Annotated in this window: 17 protein-coding genes; 12 read left to right on the forward strand and 5 right to left on the reverse strand. The window is 60.4% G+C overall.

Annotation, left to right across the window (positions count from 1 at the left end):
* Positions 1-98 precede the first annotated feature (98 nt).
* From prpC to prpD, 4 genes are all read left to right on the forward strand, one after another.
* Positions 99-1,226 (forward strand): bifunctional 2-methylcitrate synthase/citrate synthase, encoded by a 1,128-nt coding sequence (prpC, locus tag J2Y90_RS14740; protein WP_253500616.1) that lies wholly within the window; start codon positions 99-101, stop codon positions 1,224-1,226.
* Between the two features lie 192 nt (positions 1,227-1,418).
* A complete protein-coding gene (acnD, locus tag J2Y90_RS14745; protein WP_253500617.1) occupies positions 1,419-4,013 on the forward strand; it encodes a Fe/S-dependent 2-methylisocitrate dehydratase AcnD in 2,595 nt (864 codons plus the stop codon).
* A gap of 55 nt (positions 4,014-4,068) precedes the next feature.
* Entirely contained in the window at positions 4,069-5,259 is a 1,191-nt protein-coding gene (gene prpF, locus J2Y90_RS14750; protein WP_253500618.1) for a 2-methylaconitate cis-trans isomerase PrpF, read from the forward strand.
* Positions 5,260-5,551: 292 nt separating this feature from the next.
* Positions 5,552-7,036, forward strand: coding sequence for a 2-methylcitrate dehydratase (gene prpD, locus J2Y90_RS14755; RefSeq protein WP_253500619.1), 1,485 nt, complete (start codon positions 5,552-5,554; stop codon positions 7,034-7,036).
* Between the two features lie 111 nt (positions 7,037-7,147).
* On the opposite strand, the gene ppsR is transcribed toward prpD, so the two are convergent.
* Positions 7,148-7,966, reverse strand: coding sequence for a posphoenolpyruvate synthetase regulatory kinase/phosphorylase PpsR (gene ppsR / locus J2Y90_RS14760; RefSeq protein ID WP_016773826.1), 819 nt, complete (start codon positions 7,964-7,966; stop codon positions 7,148-7,150).
* A gap of 174 nt (positions 7,967-8,140) precedes the next feature.
* Here ppsR and ppsA point away from each other — a divergent pair, with 174 nt between their 5' ends.
* From ppsA to J2Y90_RS14800, 8 genes are all read left to right on the forward strand, one after another.
* Complete coding sequence (ppsA, locus tag J2Y90_RS14765) at positions 8,141-10,510, forward strand: phosphoenolpyruvate synthase (RefSeq protein WP_253500620.1); 2,370 nt, start codon at positions 8,141-8,143, stop codon at positions 10,508-10,510.
* 184 nt (positions 10,511-10,694) lie between these two features.
* Positions 10,695-11,684, forward strand: coding sequence for an alpha/beta fold hydrolase (locus tag J2Y90_RS14770; protein WP_253500621.1), 990 nt, complete (start codon positions 10,695-10,697; stop codon positions 11,682-11,684).
* A 210-nt stretch (positions 11,685-11,894) separates the two neighbouring features.
* Positions 11,895-12,386 carry a ribonuclease E activity regulator RraA gene (gene rraA, locus J2Y90_RS14775; RefSeq protein WP_253500622.1) on the forward strand — a complete coding sequence of 164 codons (492 nt, stop codon included), beginning with the start codon at positions 11,895-11,897 and terminating at the stop codon, positions 12,384-12,386.
* 21 nt (positions 12,387-12,407) lie between these two features.
* Positions 12,408-13,403 (forward strand): zinc transporter ZntB, encoded by a 996-nt coding sequence (locus tag J2Y90_RS14780; protein WP_253500623.1) that lies wholly within the window; start codon positions 12,408-12,410, stop codon positions 13,401-13,403.
* A 63-nt stretch (positions 13,404-13,466) separates the two neighbouring features.
* Entirely contained in the window at positions 13,467-13,715 is a 249-nt protein-coding gene (locus J2Y90_RS14785) for a hypothetical protein (protein WP_003223293.1), read from the forward strand.
* Positions 13,716-13,717: 2 nt separating this feature from the next.
* Entirely contained in the window at positions 13,718-14,542 is an 825-nt protein-coding gene (locus J2Y90_RS14790) for a mechanosensitive ion channel family protein (RefSeq protein WP_016773831.1), read from the forward strand.
* 90 nt (positions 14,543-14,632) lie between these two features.
* Positions 14,633-15,223: an RNA polymerase sigma factor SigX gene (gene sigX / locus J2Y90_RS14795; RefSeq protein ID WP_016773832.1), complete on the forward strand. Its 591-nt coding sequence runs from the start codon at positions 14,633-14,635 to the stop codon at positions 15,221-15,223.
* Between the two features lie 107 nt (positions 15,224-15,330).
* Positions 15,331-16,365 (forward strand): OmpA family protein, encoded by a 1,035-nt coding sequence (locus J2Y90_RS14800; RefSeq protein WP_016773833.1) that lies wholly within the window; start codon positions 15,331-15,333, stop codon positions 16,363-16,365.
* Between the two features lie 97 nt (positions 16,366-16,462).
* On the opposite strand, the gene cobA is transcribed toward J2Y90_RS14800, so the two are convergent.
* The 4 genes from cobA to nirB are packed head-to-tail and all read right to left on the reverse strand — an operon-like array spanning position 16,463 to position 22,722.
* Entirely contained in the window at positions 16,463-17,230 is a 768-nt protein-coding gene (gene cobA / locus J2Y90_RS14805; RefSeq protein WP_253500624.1) for a uroporphyrinogen-III C-methyltransferase, read from the reverse strand.
* Positions 17,231-17,240: 10 nt separating this feature from the next.
* Complete coding sequence (locus tag J2Y90_RS14810) at positions 17,241-19,955, reverse strand: nitrate reductase (protein ID WP_253500625.1); 2,715 nt, start codon at positions 19,953-19,955, stop codon at positions 17,241-17,243.
* Positions 19,955-20,272, reverse strand: coding sequence for a nitrite reductase small subunit NirD (gene nirD, locus J2Y90_RS14815; RefSeq protein WP_016773836.1), 318 nt, complete (start codon positions 20,270-20,272; stop codon positions 19,955-19,957). The genes J2Y90_RS14810 and nirD overlap by 1 nt, the downstream gene beginning before the upstream one ends.
* On the reverse strand, positions 20,269-22,722 hold the full coding sequence (nirB, locus tag J2Y90_RS14820; protein ID WP_253500626.1) for a nitrite reductase large subunit NirB: 2,454 nt from the start codon (positions 22,720-22,722) through the stop codon (positions 20,269-20,271). Before nirB ends, nirD begins: the two co-directional genes overlap by 4 nt.
* Positions 22,723-22,878 lie beyond the last annotated feature (156 nt).

Here is a 22,878-nt window from a genome sequence, read left to right on the forward strand (position 1 = left end):
GGAACGCGGTCGATGTAGGAGCTGCCGAAGGCTGCGATCTTTTGCGAACAACACCGTAATTGCAGATTCCCTAACAAATTCAAAAATTGGAGATAGCGATGGCCGAAGCAAAAGTACTCAGTGGCGCCGGACTCCGGGGTCAGGTAGCCGGGCAGACCGCACTGTCCACCGTGGGCCAGGCCGGTGCCGGGCTGACCTATCGCGGCTACGACGTGCGTGAACTGGCCGCCGACGCGCAATTTGAAGAAGTCGCCTATCTGCTGCTGTACGGCGAACTGCCGACCAAAGCGCAACTGGCCGACTACCAGAGCAAACTGAGCAAGCTGCGCGATCTGCCGCAAGCGCTGAAAGAAGTGCTCGAACGCATTCCCGCCGACGCGCATCCGATGGACGTCATGCGCACTGGTTGCTCGTTCCTCGGCAACATCGAGCCGGAGAAAGACTTCTCCGAGCAGCGCGACAAGACCGACCGCTTGCTCGCGGCGTTCCCGGCGATCATGTGCTACTGGTATCGCTTCAGCCACGACGGCAAACGCATCGATTGCGTCAGCGATGAGCCGTCCATCGGCGGCCACTTCCTGCATTTGCTGCACGGCAAGAAACCGAGCGAACTGCACGTCAAAGTCATGAACGTGTCGCTGATCCTCTACGCCGAGCACGAATTCAACGCCTCAACCTTCACCGCGCGTGTTTGCGCTTCGACGCTGTCGGATTTGTTTTCGTGCGTGACGGCGGCCATCGGTTCGCTGCGTGGGCCGTTGCACGGCGGCGCCAACGAAGCGGCGATGGAAATGATCGAGCGCTTCTCGTCGCCAGAAGAGGCGATCAAAGGCACCCTCGGCATGCTCGAGCGCAAGGACAAGATCATGGGCTTCGGCCACGCGATCTATAAGGACAGCGATCCGCGCAACGAGGTGATCAAGGGCTGGGCGAAAAAACTCGCTGACGAGGTCGGCGACAAGGTGTTGTTCCCGGTATCGGAGGCCATCGACAAGACCATGTGGGAGCAGAAGAAACTGTTCCCGAATGCCGACTTCTACCATGCCTCGGCGTACCATTTCATGGGCATCCCGACCAAGCTGTTCACGCCGATTTTCGTCTGCTCGCGCCTGACCGGCTGGGCCGCGCACGTGTTCGAACAACGCGCCAACAACCGCATCATCCGTCCGAGCGCCGAGTATGTCGGCGTCGAACAGCGCAAGTTCGTGCCAATCGAACGTCGCTGAATGGTGGGCTGACCCGAGTACACCGCAGACCCCCTGTAGGAGCTGCCGAAGGCTGCGATCTTTTGACTTTGATTTTCCAGAAGCAAGATCAAAAGATCGCAGCCTTCGGCAGCTCCTACACGGGGCGGTGTGACCCTTGAGGTCGGTGTAACGCCCATCACTTGAAATCACCGTGACCCGAGTCCTGACCCGATGAACACAGAATTCCGCAAGAACCTGCCCGGCACGCCGCTGGATTACTTCGACACCCGCGCGGCGGTCGAGGCGATTGCGCCCGGCAGCTACGACACCCTGCCGTACACCTCCCGCGTGCTGGCGGAAAACCTTGTGCGTCGCTGCGACCCGGCCACGCTCACCGACTCGCTCAAGCAACTGATCGAACGCAAGCGCGACCTCGATTTCCCGTGGTTCCCGGCGCGGGTGGTCTGCCATGACATCCTCGGCCAGACCGCGCTGGTCGACCTCGCCGGTCTGCGTGACGCCATCGCTTTGCAGGGCGGTGACCCGGCGCAGGTCAACCCGGTGGTGCCGACGCAATTGATCGTCGACCACTCGCTGGCCGTCGAGGCGGGCGGTTTCGATGCCCAGGCGTTCGAGAAAAACCGCGCCATTGAAGATCGCCGCAACGAAGACCGTTTCCACTTCATCAACTGGACCAAAAAGGCCTTCAAGAACGTCGACGTGATCCCGCCGGGCAACGGCATCATGCACCAGATCAACCTGGAGAAAATGTCGCCGGTGATTCAGGTGCGCGAAGGCGTGGCGTTCCCGGACACTTGCGTCGGCACCGACAGCCATACCCCGCACGTCGATGCGCTGGGCGTGATCGCCATCGGCGTCGGCGGCCTCGAAGCCGAGAGCGTGATGCTCGGCCGCGCGTCGTGGATGCGCCTGCCGGAAAGCGTCGGCGTCGAACTGACAGGCAAGCTGCAACCGGGCATCACCGCCACCGACATGGTCCTGGCCCTGACCGAATATCTGCGCAAGCAGAAAGTCGTCGGCGCCTGGCTGGAGTTCTTCGGCGAAGGTGCAGCGGCGCTGACCCTCGGCGATCGCGCGACCATCTCCAATATGGCCCCGGAGTACGGCGCCACGGCGGCGATGTTCTATATCGATCAGCAAACCATCGATTACCTGAAGCTGACCGGCCGTGAAGATCAGCAGGTTCAACTGGTCGAGCAATACGCCAGATTGACCGGTCTGTGGGCCGACAGTCTGAAAGGCGCGCAATACGAGCGTGGCCTGACCTTCGACCTGTCTTCGGTGGTGCGCAACATGGCTGGCCCGAGCAACCCGCACGCTCGCGTCGCGGTATCGGATCTGGCGGCCAAAGGCATCTCCGGCCAGTGGGATGACGTGCCGGGGCAAATGCCCGACGGCGCGGTGATCATCGCCGCCATCACCAGTTGCACCAACACCAGCAACCCGCGCAACGTCATCGCCGCTGGCCTCTTGGCGCGCAACGCCAACAAGCTCGGCCTGACCCGCAAGCCGTGGGTGAAATCCTCGCTGGCGCCGGGTTCGAAAACCGTCGCGCTGTACCTCGACGAAGCGGGGCTGATCACTGAGCTGGAACAGCTCGGTTTCGGCGTCGTCGCGTTTGCCTGCACCACCTGCAATGGCATGTCCGGCGCCCTCGATCCGCTGATCCAGCAAGAGATCATCGACCGCGATCTGTATGCGACCGCCGTGTTGTCTGGCAACCGCAACTTTGACGGGCGCATTCACCCGTACGCCAAGCAGGCGTTTCTCGCCTCGCCGCCGCTGGTAGTCGCTTATGCGATCGCCGGGACCATCCGTTTCGATATCGAAAAGGATGTGCTGGGCGTGGTGGATGGTCGGGAAATCCGCCTGAAAGACATCTGGCCGAGCGACGAAGAAATCGATGCGGTGGTGAAGTCGTCGGTCAAGCCCGAGCAGTTCCGACAGGTCTACATTCCGATGTTCGCCGTGCATGAAGACACCGGGCCGAAAGTCGCGCCGCTGTACGACTGGCGCGAGATGAGCACCTACATCCGCCGTCCGCCGTACTGGGAAGGCGCACTGGCCGGCGCCCGTCCATTGAAAGGCATGCGCCCGCTGGCGGTGCTGCCGGACAACATCACCACCGATCACCTGTCGCCGTCCAACGCGATCATGCTCGACAGCGCCGCCGGCGAATACCTGGCGAAAATGGGCTTGCCGGAGGAGGACTTCAACTCCTACGCCACCCACCGTGGCGACCACCTGACCGCCCAGCGCGCGACGTTCGCCAACCCGAAACTGTTCAACGAAATGGTCGTGGAAAACGGCAAGGTCAAACAGGGTTCGCTGGCCCGCGTCGAGCCGGAAGGCCAGGTCATGCGCATGTGGGAAGCCATCGAAACCTACATGCAGCGCAAGCAGCCGCTGATCATCATTGCCGGTGCCGACTACGGTCAGGGTTCGTCCCGTGATTGGGCGGCCAAAGGCGTGCGCCTTGCCGGTGTCGAGGCGATTGCCGCTGAAGGGTTCGAGCGCATTCACCGCACCAACCTGGTGGGCATGGGTGTGTTGCCGCTGGAATTCAAACCCGGCACCAACCGCCACACCCTGGCCATTGATGGTAGCGAAACCTATGACGTGATCGGTGAACGCAAGCCGCGCGCGGATCTGACGCTGGTGATTCATCGCAAGAATGGCGAGCGTGTGGAAGTGCCGGTGACCTGCCGTCTCGATACCGCTGAAGAAGTGTCGATCTACGAGGCGGGCGGCGTGCTGCAGCGCTTCGCTCAGGACTTTCTCGAAGGGTCGGCGGTAGCCGTTTAAACAGGTTCAGCGGCCAATGGGTGATCAGTCCCTTGGCCGCTTCAAAGGAGCAATCATGGCTCACGCACCACAGATTAAAATCCCAGCCACCTACATGCGCGGCGGCACCAGCAAAGGCGTGTTCTTCAGTCTGACCGATCTGCCCGAAGCCGCGCAGGTTCCTGGCCCGGCACGCGATGCGCTGCTGCTGCGGGTGATCGGCAGTCCCGACCCGTACGACAAGCAAATCGACGGCATGGGCGGCGCGACGTCCAGTACCAGCAAAACCGTAATCCTGTCGAAGAGCACCCGCGCCGATCACGACGTCGATTACCTGTTCGGCCAAGTGTCGATCGACAAGCCGTTCGTCGACTGGAGCGGCAACTGCGGCAACCTCTCGGCGGCGGTCGGTTCGTTCGCCATCAGCAACGGTCTGGTTGACGCCAGCCGCATTCCGCACAACGGCGTGGCGGTGGTGCGCGTGTGGCAGGCCAACATCGGCAAGACCATCATCGCCCACGTGCCGATCACCAACGGCGAAGTGCAGGAAACCGGTGATTTCGAACTCGACGGCGTGACCTTTCCGGCGGCCGAAGTGCAGGTTGAATTCATGGATCCGGCGGCGGAAGAAGAGGGTGGCGGCGGCTCGATGTTCCCCACCGGTAATCTGGTCGATGAGCTGGAGGTGCCGGGTGTCGGCACGTTCAAGGCGACCATGATCAATGCCGGGATCCCGACGATATTTGTCAACGCCGAAGACATCGGCTACACCGGCACCGAACTGCAAGGCGCGATCAATGGCGATCCGAAAGCGTTGCTGATGTTCGAGACGATTCGTGCCTACGGTGCGTTGCGTATGGGCCTGATCTCGAACCTGGAAGAAGCGGCGAAACGGCAGCACACGCCGAAAGTCGCGTTTGTCGCCAAACCTGCGGATTACGTCGCGTCGAGTGGCAAAGCGATTGCTGCTGGTGATGTGGACCTGCTGGTGCGCGCGTTGTCGATGGGCAAACTGCATCACGCGATGATGGGCACGGCGGCGGTGGCGATCGGCACGGCGGCGGCGATTTCCGGCACGTTGGTGAATCTTGCTGCTGGTGGGGCTGAGCGCAACGCCGTGCGTTTCGGCCATCCGTCGGGAACGTTGCGCGTGGGCGCTGAGGCGACGCTGGAAAACGGCGAGTGGGTGGTGAAGAAAGCCATCATGAGCCGCAGTGCGCGGGTGTTGATGGAAGGGTATGTGCGCGTGCCCGCTGACTCGTTCTGACTCGACATTTTACCCTCACCCCAGCCCTCTCCCGGAGGGAGAGGGGGCCGACCGAGGTGTCTTGCGTGGTACATCGACCTGAAAGACCGAGGCGATTATGGATTCAGCGATGGACTTTCAGGTCGGTGAACCCCTACAGCATCCCCCAATCGGTCCCCTCTCCCTCGGGAGAGGGCTAGGGTGAGGGGCTACCCCCTGACACGACACAAAAAAACAGACAACAACCACCCCTAAAACAGCCAAGCCCTTGAGGAAGACCCAACCACTCATTTCCCCGAACAGGAGAATCACCATGAGCGCCAACGTCGACCTGAACAACCGTCCCGACTACGACCGTGTCCTGCAGGACATCGCCGATTACGTCCTCACCTTCAAGCCAGAATCCGCCGAGGCGCTGAATACCGCGCGCAACTGCCTGATGGACACGCTGGGCTGCGGTCTGCTGGCCCTGCGTTTCCCTGAATGCACGAAACACCTCGGCCCGATCGTCGAAGGCACGGTTGTACCGTTCGGTGCACGAGTGCCAGGTACCCCTTATCGCCTCGACCCGGTCAAAGCCGCATGGGACATCGGCTGCATCGTCCGTTGGCTCGACTACAACGACACCTGGCTTGCCGCCGAATGGGGCCATCCATCGGATAACCTCGGCGCCATTCTCGCCGTTGCCGATCACCTGTCGCAGAAACGCGTGGCCAACGGTGAAGCGCCGCTGACGATTCGCGACGTGCTGGAAGCGATGATCATGGCCCACGAGATTCAAGGTGTGATCGCGCTGGAGAACTCCTTCAACCGCGTAGGACTCGATCACGTCATTCTGGTGAAAATCGCCTCGACTGCGGTCAGCGCCAGACTGATGGGTGCTAACCGTGAGCAGATGCTATCGGCGCTGTCCCATGCCTTCGCCGACGGTCAGGCGCTGCGTACCTATCGCCACGCACCGAACGCCGGCTCGCGAAAATCCTGGGCGGCGGGGGATGCGGCGAGTCGCGGGGTGCGTCTGGCCGACATCGCCATGCGCGGCGAGATGGGCATTCCCGGTGTATTGAGCGCGAAGCAATGGGGCTTCTATGACGTGTCGTTCAGCCACACCAACAACGATCTGGCGCTCAAGCCCGAGGACAAACGCGCTTTCAGCTTTTCCCGACCGTTCGGCAGTTACGTAATGGAAAACGTGCTGTTCAAGATCAGTTTTCCCGCCGAATTCCACGCGCAAACCGCGTGCGAAGCGGCGGTGACCTTGCATCCGCAGGTGCGCAATCGCCTGCACGAGATCGACCGCATCGTCATTACCACCCACGAATCGGCGATCCGCATCATTTCCAAGGTCGGCCCGCTGGCCAACGCTGCCGACCGCGATCATTGTCTGCAATACATGACCGCCGTGCCGCTGGCATTTGGCAATCTGGTGGCCGAGCACTACGAAGACGACTTCCACAAGGCGCACCCGATCATTGATGTGTTGCGCGAGAAAATGGTCATCGTCGAAGAACCGCGCTTCACCCGCGAATACCTCGAGTCCGACAAGCGCTCGATTGCCAATGCCGTGCAGGTGTTTTTCAAGGATGGCAGCAGCACCGAGAACGTCTTGGTGGAGTACCCGATCGGCCATCGCCGCCGTCGCGCCGAAGGCATTCCGCTGCTGGAAGACAAGTTCAAGGCCAACCTCGCCACGCGTTTCGCTGGCCAGTGTTGCGCTGAGATTTTTGCGCTGTGCGAGGATCAGGCGCGACTGGAGGCTACGCCGGTGAATCGATTCATCGACCTGTTTGTGCTCTGACAGATCGCGTTATCGTTCTTCGCGAGCAAGCTCGCTCCCACAGTCGTTACGATGCAGATCCACTGTGGGAGCGAGCCTGCTCGCGAAGGCGCCAGATCAGGCACCGCATAACTACTTGAACCGCCGCTCAACCCCTTTCTCCACGAGAATCTTCGCCGAAATCTCTTCCACGGAAAAATGCGTGGAATTGATGTGCGGAATGTTCTCGCGGCGGAACAGATTCTCCACCTCACGCACTTCGAATTCGCACTGGGCGTAGCTCGAATAGCGGCTGTTGGGCTTGCGCTCATTGCGGATCGCGGTGAGGCGATCAGGATCGATGGTCAGGCCGAACAGCTTGTGCTGGTGGGCGCGCAGGGCGGTCGGCAGGGTCAGGCGCTCCATGTCGTCTTCGGTCAGCGGATAGTTGGCCGCGCGGATGCCGAACTGCATGGCCATGTACAGACACGTCGGCGTTTTGCCGCATCGCGACACGCCCACTAGTATCAGATCGGCTTTGTCGTAATAGTGGGTGCGCGCGCCGTCATCGTTGTCGAGGGCGAAGTTCACCGCCTCGATGCGCTCCATGTAATTGGAGTTGTGCCCGATGGAGTGGGACTTGCCGACGGTGTAGGAAGAGTGCTCGGTGAGCTCCTGTTCGAGCGGCGCGAGGAAGGTCGAGAAAATGTCGATCATGAAACCATTCGACGTTGCGAGAATCTCACGGATGTCCTGATTGACGATGGTGTCGAAGATGATCGGCCGGAAGCCGTCGGTTTCAGCGGCTTTGTTGATTTGTTGTACCATGGCCCGCGCTTTTTCCACGCTGTCGATGTAGGGCCGCGTGAATTTGCTGAAGGTAATGTTTTCGAACTGCGCCAGCAGGCTTTGACCCAGGGTTTCGGCGGTAATGCCGGTGCCATCGGAGATGAAGAAAGCAGATCGTTTCATTTGCACCTTGGGCCTTAGACTAATGAACATTCTTGGATATGATAGGCGCGATTTGCCGGCCGCCGTTGGCCCGCATTCTCACTTATTTTCCAGGTCCAGGCCATACAACCGGCCGAGGCTCCCCCGGGCCGCCGGTTTCTGAGCTTTTCCAACACAGTTAGTGGAGAGATCACCTTGGTAGAGTACGTAGTTTCCCTCGATAAGCTCGGCAAACACGATGTTGAGCATGTGGGGGGCAAGAACGCATCCCTGGGCGAGATGATCAGTAACCTGGCAGGCGCCGGTGTTTCGGTCCCCGGCGGCTTCGCCACGACGGCTCAGGCCTATCGTGACTTCCTCGAACTGAGCGGCCTGAACGATCAGATCCACAAGGCCCTCGACGCGCTCGACGTCGACGACGTCAATGCCCTGGCCAAGACCGGCGCGCAGATCCGCCAATGGATCATGGACGCCGAATTCCCTGAAAAGCTCAACACCGAGATCCGCACCGCGTTCGCCGCGCTGTCGGCCGGCAACCCTGACGTGGCCGTGGCCGTGCGTTCCTCCGCCACCGCCGAAGACCTGCCGGACGCATCTTTCGCCGGTCAGCAGGAAACCTTCCTGAACATCCGTGGTGTGGAAAACGTAATCCGCGCCGCCAAAGAGGTATTCGCCTCGTTGTTCAACGACCGGGCGATTTCCTACCGCGTGCACCAAGGCTTCGATCACAAACTGGTCGCCCTGTCGGCTGGCGTGCAGCGCATGGTGCGTTCGGAAACCGGCACTGCCGGCGTGATGTTCACCCTCGATACCGAATCGGGTTTCCGTGACGTGGTGTTCATCACCGGCGCTTACGGCCTGGGCGAAACCGTCGTACAAGGCGCGGTCAACCCGGATGAGTTCTACGTACACAAAGGCACGCTGGAGGCTGGTCGTCCGGCGATCCTGCGGCGCAACCTGGGCAGCAAAGCGATCAAGATGATCTACGGCGACGAGGCCAAGGCCGGTCGTTCGGTCAAGACTGTCGATGTCGACAAGGCCGAGCGCGCGCGTTTCTGCCTGACCGACGCCGAAGTCAGCGAGCTGGCCAAGCAGGCGATGATCATCGAGAAACACTACGGCTGCCCGATGGACATCGAGTGGGCCAAGGACGGTGACGACGGCAAGCTGTACATCGTGCAAGCGCGTCCGGAAACCGTGAAAAGCCGCACCCAGGCCAACGTCATGGAACGTTACCTGTTGAAGGAAACCGGCACTGTGCTGGTGGAAGGTCGCGCGATCGGTCAGCGCATCGGCGCCGGCAAAGTGCGGATCATCAAAGACGTTTCCGAGATGGACAAAGTCCAGCCGGGCGACGTGCTGGTCTCCGACATGACCGACCCGGACTGGGAACCGGTAATGAAGCGCGCCAGCGCCATCGTCACCAACCGTGGCGGGCGTACCTGCCACGCGGCGATCATCGCCCGTGAGCTGGGCATTCCGGCCGTGGTCGGTTGCGGCAACGCCACCCAGTTGCTGAAGGATGGCCAGGGCGTGACCGTGTCCTGCGCGGAAGGCGATACCGGTTACATCTTCGAAGGCGAACTCGGTTTCGACATCAAGAAGAACTCCGTCGACGCCATGCCGGAGCTGCCGTTCAAGATCATGATGAACGTCGGCAACCCGGATCGCGCTTTTGACTTCGCGCAGTTGCCGAACGCCGGCGTCGGTCTGGCGCGTCTGGAATTCATCATCAACCGCATGATCGGCGTGCACCCGAAAGCGCTGTTGAACTACGACGGTCTGCCGCAGGACATCAAGGACAGCGTCGACAAGCGTATTGCCGGTTACAGCGACCCCGTCGACTTCTACGTCGACAAACTGGTGGAAGGCATCAGCACCCTGGCTGCTGCGTTCACGCCGAAAAAAGTCATCGTGCGCTTGTCGGACTTCAAGTCCAACGAATACGCCAACCTGATCGGCGGCAAGCTCTACGAGCCGGAAGAAGAAAACCCGATGCTGGGCTTCCGTGGCGCTTCGCGTTACATCAGCGAATCGTTCCGCGACTGCTTCGAACTCGAATGCCGCGCGCTGAAGCGTGTGCGCAACGAGATGGGCCTGACCAATGTGGAAATCATGGTGCCGTTCGTCCGGACTCTCGGCGAAGCCAGCCAGGTGGTCGATCTGCTCGCCGAAAACGGCTTGAAGCGCGGCGAAAACGGTCTGCGCGTGATCATGATGTGCGAACTGCCATCCAACGCGATTCTGGCCGAGGAATTCCTCGAATTCTTCGACGGTTTCTCGATCGGCTCCAACGACCTGACGCAGCTCACTTTGGGTCTGGATCGCGACTCGGGGATCATCGCCCACTTGTTCGACGAGCGTAATCCGGCGGTCAAGAAACTGTTGGCCAACGCCATTCAGGCGTGCAACAAGGCCGGCAAGTACATCGGCATCTGCGGTCAGGGTCCATCGGACCACCCGGATCTGGCCAAGTGGCTGATGGAGCAAGGCATCGAAAGCGTGTCGCTGAACCCGGACACCGTGCTGGAAACCTGGTTCTTCCTCGCCGAAGGTCAGGCTTAAGCAGTATGTAATCGGCCCGCGCCCCCTGTGGGAGCGAGCTTGCTCGCGAAGACGGAGCAACATTCACTATGGGTGTTGACTGATACAGCGCCTTCGCGAGCAAGCTCGCTCCCACATGGGCCGGACTTTGAGATTCAAACAGGGCGGGGTCTCCGGATGCCGCCCTTTTTTGTGCAAGAGCATTATGCAAAGCAGCAGCAACCTGTTTCCTGTCGCACTGATCAGCGCCGAGCGGCGCGGCGATCTGAGCGAAGACGTCTATCGATTGAAACCCGGCAACAGCCCGGACTGGTCCGTGGAGATCGCTGTCACCCGCCTGGGCATGGCCGATGACTCGGCGCCACGCGGCGTGCCGGTGATCCTGTTGCACGGCAGTTTTTCCAATCGGCGTTTCTGGTTTTCCCCCAAAGGCCTCGGGCTTGGCGCGTATCTGACGCGACTGGGCTTCGACGTGTGGATTCCGGAAATGCGCGGTCACGGCCTGTCCCAGCGCAATGAGGACTACCGACGCAACCGCGTTGCCGATTACGCGCGCTATGATCTGCCAGCGATTGCCGCGTTCGTTCGCGAGCAGAGCGGACAGATCCCGCACTGGATCGGCCACTCTCTGGGTGGCATCACTTTGGCGGCTGCACTCGGTGGCGAATACCTCGGGGAACCGGCAGTGGCCTCGGCGGCGTTTTTCGGTACGCAGGTCAGCCGTACCTATTGGCCACTGAAGATTCCACCGGTGGAGTGGGGCGGGCGCTTTATTCTCAAGCGCTTCGCGCAATTGTCCGGCTCACGCCTCAAACGTGGCCCGGAAGATGAGCCGATCGGTCTGGCCATCGAAAGCATGCGCTGGTACGGCTTGTTCGGCCGCTTTGGCGACAAGGACAAGGATTGGTGGGCCGGGCTCGCCGAGGTTCAGGTGCCGGTGCTGGCCGTGACGGCCGCGGGCGATCATCAGGATCCGCCGTGGGCCTGCCGCAAGCTGTTCGAGCAGATCGGCTCGGAGTGCAAGCAGTTCATCAATCTGGGGCGTGAGCAGGGCTTCTCGGATAATTTCGGCCATGTCGAAATGCTGGTGAGCAAAGCGGCGCAGACGGAAGTGTGGCCACTGGTGGCGCGCTGGTTGAACGATCAGCAGACGCCATTGCTGGCTCAGACAGCGGGTATGGCCGCTGCGGTGTGAGGGGCGTTCCGTTAAGCCTGGCTTGCGGCTAAGATATGACGCATTGTGCGGTTCCGGTCATATTTCGTGGTGGTTTAGCGATAACGTTTCAGCTCAGGTTCAGCTTCGCTCAGCGACGATGGCATGGGCTAAGGTAAACAGCGACCGCCGGAACTCGTCTTATCAGCATGCGGCATCCTTGATCGTCTTCCTTGTTACAGGAGTTTTTCGATGGAACATTACCTTACGCCCGATCTGTGCGACGCCTACCCGGAGCTGGTGCAGGTGCTGGAACCGATGTTCAGCAATTTCGGCGGCCGTGATTCCTTCGGCGGCGAAATCGTGACCATCAAGTGCTTCGAAGACAACTCGCTGGTCAAGGAGCAGGCCGAACTCAACGGCAAAGGCAAAGTGCTCGTCGTTGATGGCGGCGGTTCGCTGCGCCGCGCTCTGCTGGGCGACATGATTGCCGCCAAGGCCGCGCAGAACGGTTGGGAAGGGCTGGTGATCTACGGTTGCATCCGTGATGTCGACGTCATCGCCCAGACCGATCTCGGCGTGCAGGCGCTGGCCAGCCATCCGATGAAAACCGACAAGCGCGGCATTGGCGACCTCAACGTTGCGGTGACTTTCGCCGGCGTGACGTTTCACCCGGGCCAGTACATTTATGCGGACAACAACGGCGTGATCGTATCGCCGAGCCCGCTGAAAATGCCTGAATAAGCTTTTCGACAAGGGATGCGGATGTTCGAGGAAGAAAACGCGCAATGGGGGCTGGTGCATGCCCTGGTGCTGGATGGCAAGGGCGGTGCGCGTTCGATAGGCCGGTCTGAGCTCGACGATTTGCAACTGCAGGCCCATGAGAGCCTGTGGCTGCACTGGGATCGCAGCCATCCGCAAACGCAAACCTGGTTGCGCAGGTCCAGCGGGCTCAACGAATTCACCTGCGATCTGCTGCTGGAAGAAAATACCCGGCCGCGGCTGTTGCCATTGCCCGATTCCGAGCTGCTGCTGTTTCTGCGCGGGGTGAATCTCAATCCCGGCGCCGAGCCGGAAGACATGGTCTCGGTGCGGATTTTCGCTGCTGCCCAACGCGTGATTTCCCTGCGTTTGCGCCCGTTGCGCGCCACCGATGAGCTGCTGGCGTTGCTCGGCGAGGGCAAAGGCCCGAAAACGTCCTCCGAATTGATGTTGTATCTGGCGCAGTTCCTCACGAATAAAGTGCAGGATCTGGTCACCTGCCTGTCGGAAGTGGTCGATGAAGAGGAAGAAAAACTCGACGCCGACGAACGGTATACCCCTGAGCATGGGGCCATTTTGCACATCCGTCGCAGAGCGGCCGGGCTGAAGCGTTTTCTCGCACCGCAGCGGGATATTTTCGGACAGCTGACGCGGATAAAACTGCCGTGGTTTGTCGAAGACGACGCCGACTACTGGAACGAATTGAACAACAGCCTGACCCGTTATCTGGAAGAGCTTGAATTGACCCGAGAGCGCGTGGGGCTTGTGCTGGAGGCCGAAGACCGGCGCTTGAGCGTGCGCATGAATCGCACCATGTACCGCTTCGGCATCATCACCTGCATCTTTTTGCCGATGAGTTTCATTACCGGTCTGCTCGGTATCAATGTCGGCGGTATTCCGTTTGCCGAGAGCCCGTATGGTTTCCTGATTGCCTGTCTGACGGTACTCGCCCTGGCGTTCGGCCAGTGGTGGTTGTTCCGCCGTTTGCGCTGGGTGTGAAGATGACGCATGTGACCCGAGCAAATCTGCCCGCGTCTTTCACAGACATCACGAGAGGTGCGTATGCACGATCCGTTTGAACAGTCTTTGCGCGACATGCTCAACGCTTCGCCGTCCAGCCGCGACGACGATGCGTGCCTGGGCCGCGTACTCAAAACCGCCAACCGCCAGGTCGGCGCCGGCGATCTGTTCAGCCTGCTGGGCCGCTGGCTGCCCGCGCTGATGATCGCCCTGAACAATGGCTCGGCGCATGTCTCGCCGGTTTCCCGTCTTCGTAAAACCACTGCTCGCACTGCTGATAAGGCTGATTGAATATGGAACTTGATCTCTGGACTCAGAGCCTCGTCACTGCAATGACTGCGTTGTGGACCAAAGTCGCTAATTTCATTCCGAACCTGTTCGGCGCACTGGTTGTGCTGCTGCTGGGTTTCGTCGTGGCCAAACTGCTCGACACCTTGCTCTCGAAATTGCTCGCCAAACTCGGCCTCGATCGCCTGATGGGCGGCACCGGACTGACCAAATTGATGTCACGCGCCGGGCTGCAGGTGCCAATTTCGACACTGATCGGTAAAATCGTCTACTGGTTCGTTCTGCTGATTTTTCTGGTTTCCGCGGCAGAATCCCTTGGCCTTGAGCGAGTTTCAGCTACGCTGGACATGCTGGCGTTGTATCTGCCGAAGGTTTTCGGCGCCGCACTGGTGCTGCTGGTCGGTGTCCTGCTGGCGCAATTGGCCAACGGACTGGTGCGCGGGGCGGCAGAAGGCGTAGGCCTGGACTACGCTTCCGGGCTGGGACGCATTGCTCAGGGACTGGTGATCATCATCAGCATCTCGGTTGCGATCAGCCAGCTCGAGGTCAAGACTGACCTGCTGAACCATGTGATTGTCATCGTATTGATTACCGTTGGTCTGGCAGTTGCGCTGGCCATGGGGTTGGGAAGCCGGGAAATCGCCGGTCAGATTCTTGCGGGAATCTATGTGCGTGAGCTGTACGAGGTTGGGCAACAAGTGCGTGTTGGCGAGGTCGAAGGCCAGATCGAAGAGATCGGCACGGTTAAAACCACATTGCTGACCGATGAGGGTGAGCTAGTCTCTCTCTCCAATCGGATCCTGCTGGAACAGCATGTGAGTAGCCGCTAAACCGGCAAACCCTGCTAATGTATGCCGCCGCAAAATGCCAGCCGAGGCTGGTTGTGGCGGACATTGACCTGACTGTCGGCACGACTTGTTTTGAATAAAGCCCAACCGCTATCCACGCGCTACGACCCCCGCGAGCTCTCTGATGAGGAGTTGGTCGCGCGCTCGCATACCGAGCTGTTTCACGTAACGCGCGCCTACGAAGAGTTGATGCGGCGTTACCAGCGAACATTATTTAACGTCTGCGCGAGATATCTTGGGAACGATCGCGACGCAGACGATGTCTGTCAGGAAGTGATGCTGAAGGTGCTGTACGGCCTGAAGAACTTCGAGGGGAAATCGAAGTTCAAAACCTGGCTTTACAGCATCACTTACAACGAATGCATCACGCAGTATCGGAAGGAACGGCGTAAGCGTCGCTTGATGGACGCTCTCAGTCTGGACCCTCTTGAAGAAGCGTCTGAAGAAAAGGCGCCGAAGCCGGAGGAGAAGGGTGGGCTTGATCGCTGGCTGGTGTATGTGAATCCGATTGACCGCGAAATTCTGGTGCTACGATTTGTCGCAGAGCTGGAGTTTCAGGAGATCGCAGACATCATGCACATGGGTTTGAGTGCGACAAAAATGCGTTACAAACGCGCTCTAGATAAATTGCGTGAGAAATTTGCAGGCATTGCTGAAACTTAGTTCAGCGCAAATATCTCTTACGTGTAGGCAAGTTCTGATAGACTTGCCGCCGAGTTGTCCCCCGGTTTGCGGGACTGCTTCACAATCACCAGATGGGGATTTAACGGATGAAACTGAAAAACACCTTGGGCTTGGCCATTGGTTCTCTGATTGCCGCCACTTCGTTCGGCGCTCTGGCACAAGGCCAAGGCGCAGTTGAAATCGAAGGCTTCGCTAAGAAAGAACAATTCGACAGCGCTCGTAACTTCAAGAACAACGGCAACCTGTTCGGCGGTTCGATCGGTTACTTCCTGACCGACGACGTTGAACTGCGTCTGGGCTACGACGAAGTGCACAACGTACGTGCCGACGATGGCAAGAACGTCAAAGGCGCTAACACCGCTCTGGACGCTCTGTACCACTTCAACAACCCAGGCGACATGATTCGTCCATACGTTTCGGCCGGTTTCTCTGACCAGAGCATCGACCAGAACGGTTCGAACGGTCGTAACCGTTCCACCTTCGCCAACGTTGGCGGCGGTGCCAAGCTGTACTTCACCGAGAACTTCTACGCCCGTGCCGGCGTTGAAGCTCAGTACAACATCGACCAGGGCGACACCGAGTGGGCTCCTAGCGTCGGTATCGGTGTGAACTTCGGTGGCGGCTCCAAACCAGCTGCTGCTCCAGTTCCAGCACCTGCTGAAGTCTGCTCCGACAGCGACAACGATGGCGTTTGCGACAACGTTGACAAGTGCCCGGACACCCCAGCCAACGTAACCGTTGACGCTGATGGCTGCCCAGCAGTTGCTGAAGTTGTTCGTGTTGAGCTGGACGTGAAATTCGACTTCGACAAGTCGGTAGTCAAGCCTAACAGCTACGGCGACATCAAAAACCTGGCTGACTTCATGAAGCAGTACCCATCCACCACCACTACTGTTGAAGGTCACACTGACTCCGTCGGTCCTGACGCTTACAACCAGAAACTGTCCGAGCGTCGTGCAAACGCCGTTAAGCAGGTTCTGACCAACCAGTACGGTGTTGAATCGTCCCGCGTTCAGTCTGTTGGCTACGGCGAATCCCGCCCAGTTGCTGACAACAAAACTGACGCTGGCCGCGCTGTAAACCGTCGCGTAGAAGCGCAGGTTGAAGCTCAAGCTAAGTAATTAGCTGCCGCTGATGGAAAAGCCCGGCTCAGGCCGGGCTTTTCTTTGTCTGCGATTTGGCTTTGAATCTTGAAAAGATCGCAGCCTGCGGCAGCTCCTACAGGAGGTACGCAGGTCCAATGTAGGAGCTGCCGCAGGCTGCGATCTTTTGCTCTTCAACAACAGCCGCCACCGCACCAATCACCAGAATCGCCGGGCTCTTCAATTCAAACGCCGACGCATCCTCAGCCATCGCACTCAAATCACTGCGACATTCACGCTGATGCGCCAACGAGGCGTTTTCGATCATCGCCACCGGCGTATCCGCCGCCATCCCTCCCGCCAACAGCTGATCACGAATCTCGCCCAGTTTCGCCACGCCCATGTAAACCACCAGCGTTGTCCCGCCTTGCGCCAACGCCTGCCAGTTCAGCTGACTGTCATCCTGAGTGTGCGCAGTCACCAACGTCACCCCGCGTGCGACGCCACGCAACGTCAGTGGAATATCGCATTGCGTCGCTCCGGCGAGCCCGGCGGTGATGCCATTGACCAGTTCCACTTCAACACCGCGCTCGCGCAACCACTGCGCTTCTTCACCACCGCGACCGAAAATGCACGGATCGCCGCCCTTGAGCCGCACCACGCATTTGCCTTGGCGTGCGTAACGCAGCATCAGCCGATGAATGAATGCCTGCGGTGTCGAGCGGCAGCCGCCGCGTTTACCGACGGCAATGACCCGCGCATCGGGGCAGTGCTCCAGCACCGCGTCGTTGACCAGATCATCGATCATCACCACATCGGCTTCGCGCAGCGCGCGCACTGCCTTGAGCGTCAGCAACTCCGGATCGCCAGGGCCTGCGCCCACCAGCCAGACTTTCGCATTCATGCTGTTGTCCTCATTGAATGACCGCGACCGGCCGCGCTTCGGCAGCCAGCAGACGCTTGATTTCCGGCACGCAGGAACCGCATTGCGTACCGCATCGGAGAGTTTTTTTCAGGCCTTGCAGATCCAGGCCCTGGCGGATGCCGGCGCAGACTGCGTTGAGGCTGACGTTTTCGCAATTGCACAGCGTCTTGTCAGTCGCGATGGCGCCGACAGCGCCCGGCGGTGCGCTCATTGGCGCGAGCAGCCAGCGCCGCAGTTGCTGGTCGGCGCGGCCCTCCAGCCACAGGCTTTGCAACCAGTGCTGGGCAAGGGTTTCGCCGGCCAGGCGAATCGCAGTGATACGGCCGTTCTCGATGCGCACCCGCTTGCCAATGGCACGGCGCGGATCGTCGTACGCCAGAACCGGGCCATCCAGCAGCGACAGGCACCGGTCAATCTCGCCCAGCAACTGTGGTTCTGGCGCCTCGGCGTGTGCAGCGCGTATCAGCAACGCCGGTCGCTCCCGACCGACAAGGCCGAGGCTGACGTAGGAAAACGCCTCGCACAGCGGTCGTAGCGTCTCGAAATGCCGCTGAACATCACCCTCGATCAAGGCGAACAGTTGCCACGGCAGGTCGACTGCCTCCAGACGCACGCCGCTGTGCTTGAGCTCCGGTTGCCTGGACAGCGGATCAAACGCCGGCAAGGTCAGCGTGTTGACGCCGCCCTTGAGATAGCGATCGCCCCAGTGCATCGGCAGGAACGCCTGGCCCGGACGCACGCTGTCGTCGCTGCCGACCGCAACAACCAGGGCGCCACGGCGGCTTTTCAGATTGACCAGATCGCCGGGCTGCAAGCGGTGCCGCCGCATTTCTTCCGGGTGCAGGCTCAGCACGGCTTCGCTGACGTGGCCGAACAATTGCGCGGCGGTGCCGGTGCGGCTCATGCCGTGCCACTGGTCACGCAGGCGACCGGTGATCAAGGTCAGCGGGAAGCGCGCGTCGCGTTGTTCCTTGGCGGCGCGATACGGATCGGCAATGAACTGCGCGCGGCCATTGGCTGTAGGAAAAATGCCGTCGCCGTACAAGCGTGGCGTGCCTAGGCGGGCGCCGACAGGGAAGGGCCATTGCTGCGGGCCGATCTCGTCAATCAGGGCATGACTGATTCCGGACAGATCCAGGTCTCGCCCACGGGTCAGTGCTTTGAATTCATCAAACAACTGCGAAGGCTGATCGAAAGCGAACAGACTTGGCTGGCGAGGACGCAGACGTTTCTCCAGACGCTGTGCGAAATCCACCGTGATCGCCCAGTCCGGCCGCGCTTCGCCCGGTGCGACAACCGCTTTGCGCACGTGGGAAATGCGCCGTTCGGAATTGGTCACCGAACCTTCCTTTTCACCCCAACTTGCCGCTGGCAACAGCAGGTCGGCAAACGCAGCGGTTTCGGTGGTGCGGAATGCTTCCTGCAACACTACAAAAGGGCAGGCCTCAAGCGCTGCGCGGACTGCGCTTTGATCGGGCATCGATTGCGCCGGGTTGGTACAGGCGATCCACAGCGCTTTGATCTTGCCGCTGCGCAGGCTTTCGAACAGCTCGATGGCGCTCAGGCCCGGCGCCTCGGGCAACTTGTCCACACCCCAATACGCCGCCACATCGGCGCGATGCTCTGGATTGGCGGCGTCGCGGTGGCCGGGCAGCAGATTGGACAGACTGCCGGTTTCCCGCCCACCCATGGCGTTTGGCTGACCGGTCAGGGAGAAAGGTCCTGCACCCGGCCGGCCGATTTGCCCGGTGGCCAGGTGCAGGTTGATCAGCGCGCTGTTTTTCGCGCTGCCGGCGCTGGACTGGTTCAGGCCCATGCACCACAGCGACAAGAAGCTCGGCGCAGTGCCGACCCATTCCGCGCATTGCTGCAACTGCTCGATGCTGATGCCGCACAGCTGCGAAACCATCTGCGGGGTGTAGTCGCGGACCAGCGTTTTAAGTCCGCCGAGGCCTTCGGTGTGCGCCTTGATGAAATCGCGATCGACCCAGTCTTCCCACAGCAGCAGGTGCAAAATCCCATGGAACAAGGCGACATCGGTACCCGGAAGAATCGCCAGATGCAGGTCAGCCAAATCGCAGGTGTCAGTACGACGCGGGTCAATGACGATGACTTTCATCTGCGGACGACGGGATTTGGCTTCCTCCAGCCGACGAAAAAGTACCGGATGGGCGTAGGCCATGTTACTGCCGACGATCATCACGCAGTCGCTCAGTTCCAGATCTTCGTAACTGCATGGCGGTGCGTCAGCGCCGAGGCTGCGTTTGTAGCCGACCACCGCCGAGGACATGCACAGCCGCGAATTGCTGTCGATATTGTTGGTGCCGACCAGCGCCCGCGCCAGTTTGTTGAAGGCATAGTAGTCCTCGGTGAGCAACTGCCCGGAAATGTAGAACGCTACGCTGTCCGGGCCGTGTTCGGCGATGGTTTCGGCAAAGACGTTGGCGGCGTGCTCCAATGCGCTGTCCCAGCCAGTACGGCTGCGCGCCAGGCCTTTGCCCAGACGCAGTTCCGGGTACAAGGCGCGGGCGGCGAGGTCGCCGGTCAGGTGCAGCGTCGAGCCTTTGCTGCACAGTTTGCCGAAGTTGGCCGGGTGCGCCGGATCGCCGCTGACGCCGAGGATGCGCTCGCCGTCATGCTCGATCAGTACGCCGCAGCCGACCCCGCAGTAACAGCAGGTCGAGGCGGTCGTCTGGCGGTTCATCAGATGGCGTCCCGCAGGGCCAGTTGCACCCGGCCATTCTCGACTCGCGCCGGATGGTGATGGGCGCAGCCGATGTCCGGCGCCTGGGCTTCGCCGGTTTCGAGGTCGATCTGCCAGTTGTGCAGCGGGCAGGCCACGCGTTTGCCGTAGATCAGGCCTTGCGACAGTGGCCCACCCTTGTGCGGGCAACGGTCATCAAGGGCGAAAACCTCATCGTCGCTTGTACGAAAAATCGCGATGTCTCCTTTCGGCCCGGCAATGATCCGCGAACCGAGGGCGTTGATCTCTTCCAGCGCGCAGATATCGAGCCAGTTCATGCCGGCACCTCCAGGTTTTTCACAGGGATCACGTCGAATTCTTTCTTCAGTTGCGGCTGCGCCAGACGTTCTTTCCACGGATCCTGTTCGAACGACAGGGAGAATTGCAGCCGCTCGTTCAGAGCCTTGCGCCGCTCGGCGTCTTCGAGCACGTTCTTCTTGATGTGCTCCATGCCGACCCGTTGCAGGTAGTGCACGGTGCGTTCGAGGTAGAAAGCTTCTTCGCGATACAGCTGCAAAAAGGCACCGTTGTATTCGCGAACTTCTTCGGCGGTTTTCAGTTTGACGAAGAACTCGGCGACTTCGGTCTTGATCCCGCCGTTGCCACCGATGTACATCTCCCAGCCGGAGTCGACGCCGATAATTCCTACGTCCTTGATGCCCGCTTCCGAGCAGTTGCGTGGGCAACCGGATACCGCCAGCTTGACCTTGTGCGGCGACCACATGTTGAACAGGTCGTGCTCGAGCTCGATGCCCAGTTGCGTCGAGTTCTGCGTGCCGAAACGGCAGAACTCGCTGCCAACGCAGGTTTTCACCGTGCGGATGGATTTGCCGTAGGCGTGGCCGGACGGCATGTCGAGGTCTTTCCACACGCCGGGCAGATCCTGTTTCTTGATCCCCAGCAGGTCGATGCGCTGACCGCCGGTGACCTTGACCATCGGCACGTTGTACTTGTCGGCCACATCGGCGATCCGGCGCAGCTCCGACGGGTTGGTCACGCCGCCCCACATGCGTGGCACCACCGAATAGGTGCCGTCCTTCTGGATGTTGGCGTGGGCACGTTCGTTGATCAGGCGCGATTGCGGATCGTCTTTGGCTTCGCCCGGCCAGGTGGAAATCAGGTAATAGTTGAGCGCCGGACGACAGGTCGCGCAGCCATTGGGCGTGCGCCAGTTCAGGTAACTCATGGTCTCGGCGATGGTTAGCAGGTGTTCCTGACGGATCGCCTGGCGAATCTGCCCGTGGTTGAGGTCGCTGCAACCGCAGATGGCTTTTTCGCTCTTCGGTTTGACGTCCGCTGCGCCACCGACGGTATTGATGAGGATCTGCTCGACCAGACCGGCGCAGGAGCCGCAGGAGCTGGCAGCCTTGGTGTGTTTCTTCACTTCATCGACGCTGAACAGGCCGTGTTCCTGGATCGCCTTGACGATGGTGCCCTTGCACACACCGTTGCAGCCGCACACTTCGGCGCTGTCGGCCATGACCATGGCTTTGTCCTGGCCCTGATGTCCTACGTCGCCTAAAGCGTTTTCGCCGAACATCAAGTGATCGCGGATCTCACCGATGGCGTGATTCTCACGAATCTGCCGGAAATACCAACCGCCATCTGCCGTATCGCCATACAGACAGGCGCCGACCAGCACGTCATCCTTGATCACCAGTTTTTTGTACACGCCGCCGATCGGGTCGGAGAGGGTGATGGTCTCGGTGCCTTCGCCGCCCATGAAATCGCCGGCGGAAAACAGGTCGATGCCGGTGACTTTCAATTTGGTCGAAGTCACCGAGCCCTGATAGCGAGCGAAACCCAGTTGCGCGAGGTGGTTGGCGCAAACCTTGGCCTGTTCGAACAGCGGCGCAACCAGGCCGTAGGCGATGCCGCGATGACTGGCGCATTCGCCGATCGCGTAGATGCGCGGATCGTAGGTTTGCAGGGTGTCGTTGACCAGAATCCCGCGATTGCACGGGATGCCGGCCTTTTCCGCCAGTTCGGTGTTAGGACGAATGCCGGCGGCCATCACCACCAGGTCGGCAGGGATGATGTCGCCGTTCTTGAACTGCACCGAGCCGACCCGGCCATTGCCGGCGTCGTGCAGGGCCTGGGTCAGTTCGCACAGGCGGAAATGCAGGCCCCGGGATTCCAGCGCTGATTGCAGCAACTGGCCGCTGGTCTTGTCCAGTTGCCGCTCCAGCAGCCATTCGCCGAGGTGCACCACGGTGACGTGCATGCCACGCAGCATCAGGCCGTTGGCCGCTTCGAGGCCGAGCAGACCGCCGCCGATGACCACGGCGTGTTTGTGGGTCCTGGCGGTGTCGATCATGGCTTGGGTGTCGGCGATGTCGCGATAACCGATCACGCCCTGCAAAGTGTTGCCGGGGATTGGCAGGATAAATGGGGTCGAGCCGGTGGCGATCAGCAGACGGTCGTACTCGGCTTCGGTGCCGTCCTCGGCGATCACCCGGCGTTTGCCCCGGTCGATCTCCACGACTTTGCGGTTGAGCAGCAACTTGATGTTGTTTTCCAGGTACCAGTCGAGGTCGTTGAGGACGATCTCTTCGAAGGTCTGCTCACCGGCCAGCACCGGCGACAGCAGGATGCGGTTGTAGTTGGTGTGCGGTTCGGCGCCGAAGACGGTGATGTCGTAGAGCTCGTCGCTCAGCTTGAGCAGTTCTTCCAGGGTACGCACCCCGGCCATGCCGTTGCCGATCATCACCAGTTTGAGTTTTTTCATCAGGTTCTCCGGGAGCTGCGGCTGGCCTCTGGTGGGCCGTCGGGCCTTGCTCGACAAATTTTGCGCAAACAAAAAAAGGCGTCCCGCTAGTTGCCTAGCGAGGACGCCTTTGTCCTGGTCCCGTTCTCTCGGGAAGCGCAGCCTTCGTCGTTGAAG

Origin of the sequence: Pseudomonas koreensis (genome assembly GCF_024169245.1) — a bacterium.
Classification (GTDB): Bacteria; Pseudomonadota; Gammaproteobacteria; order Pseudomonadales; family Pseudomonadaceae; genus Aquipseudomonas; species Aquipseudomonas koreensis_F.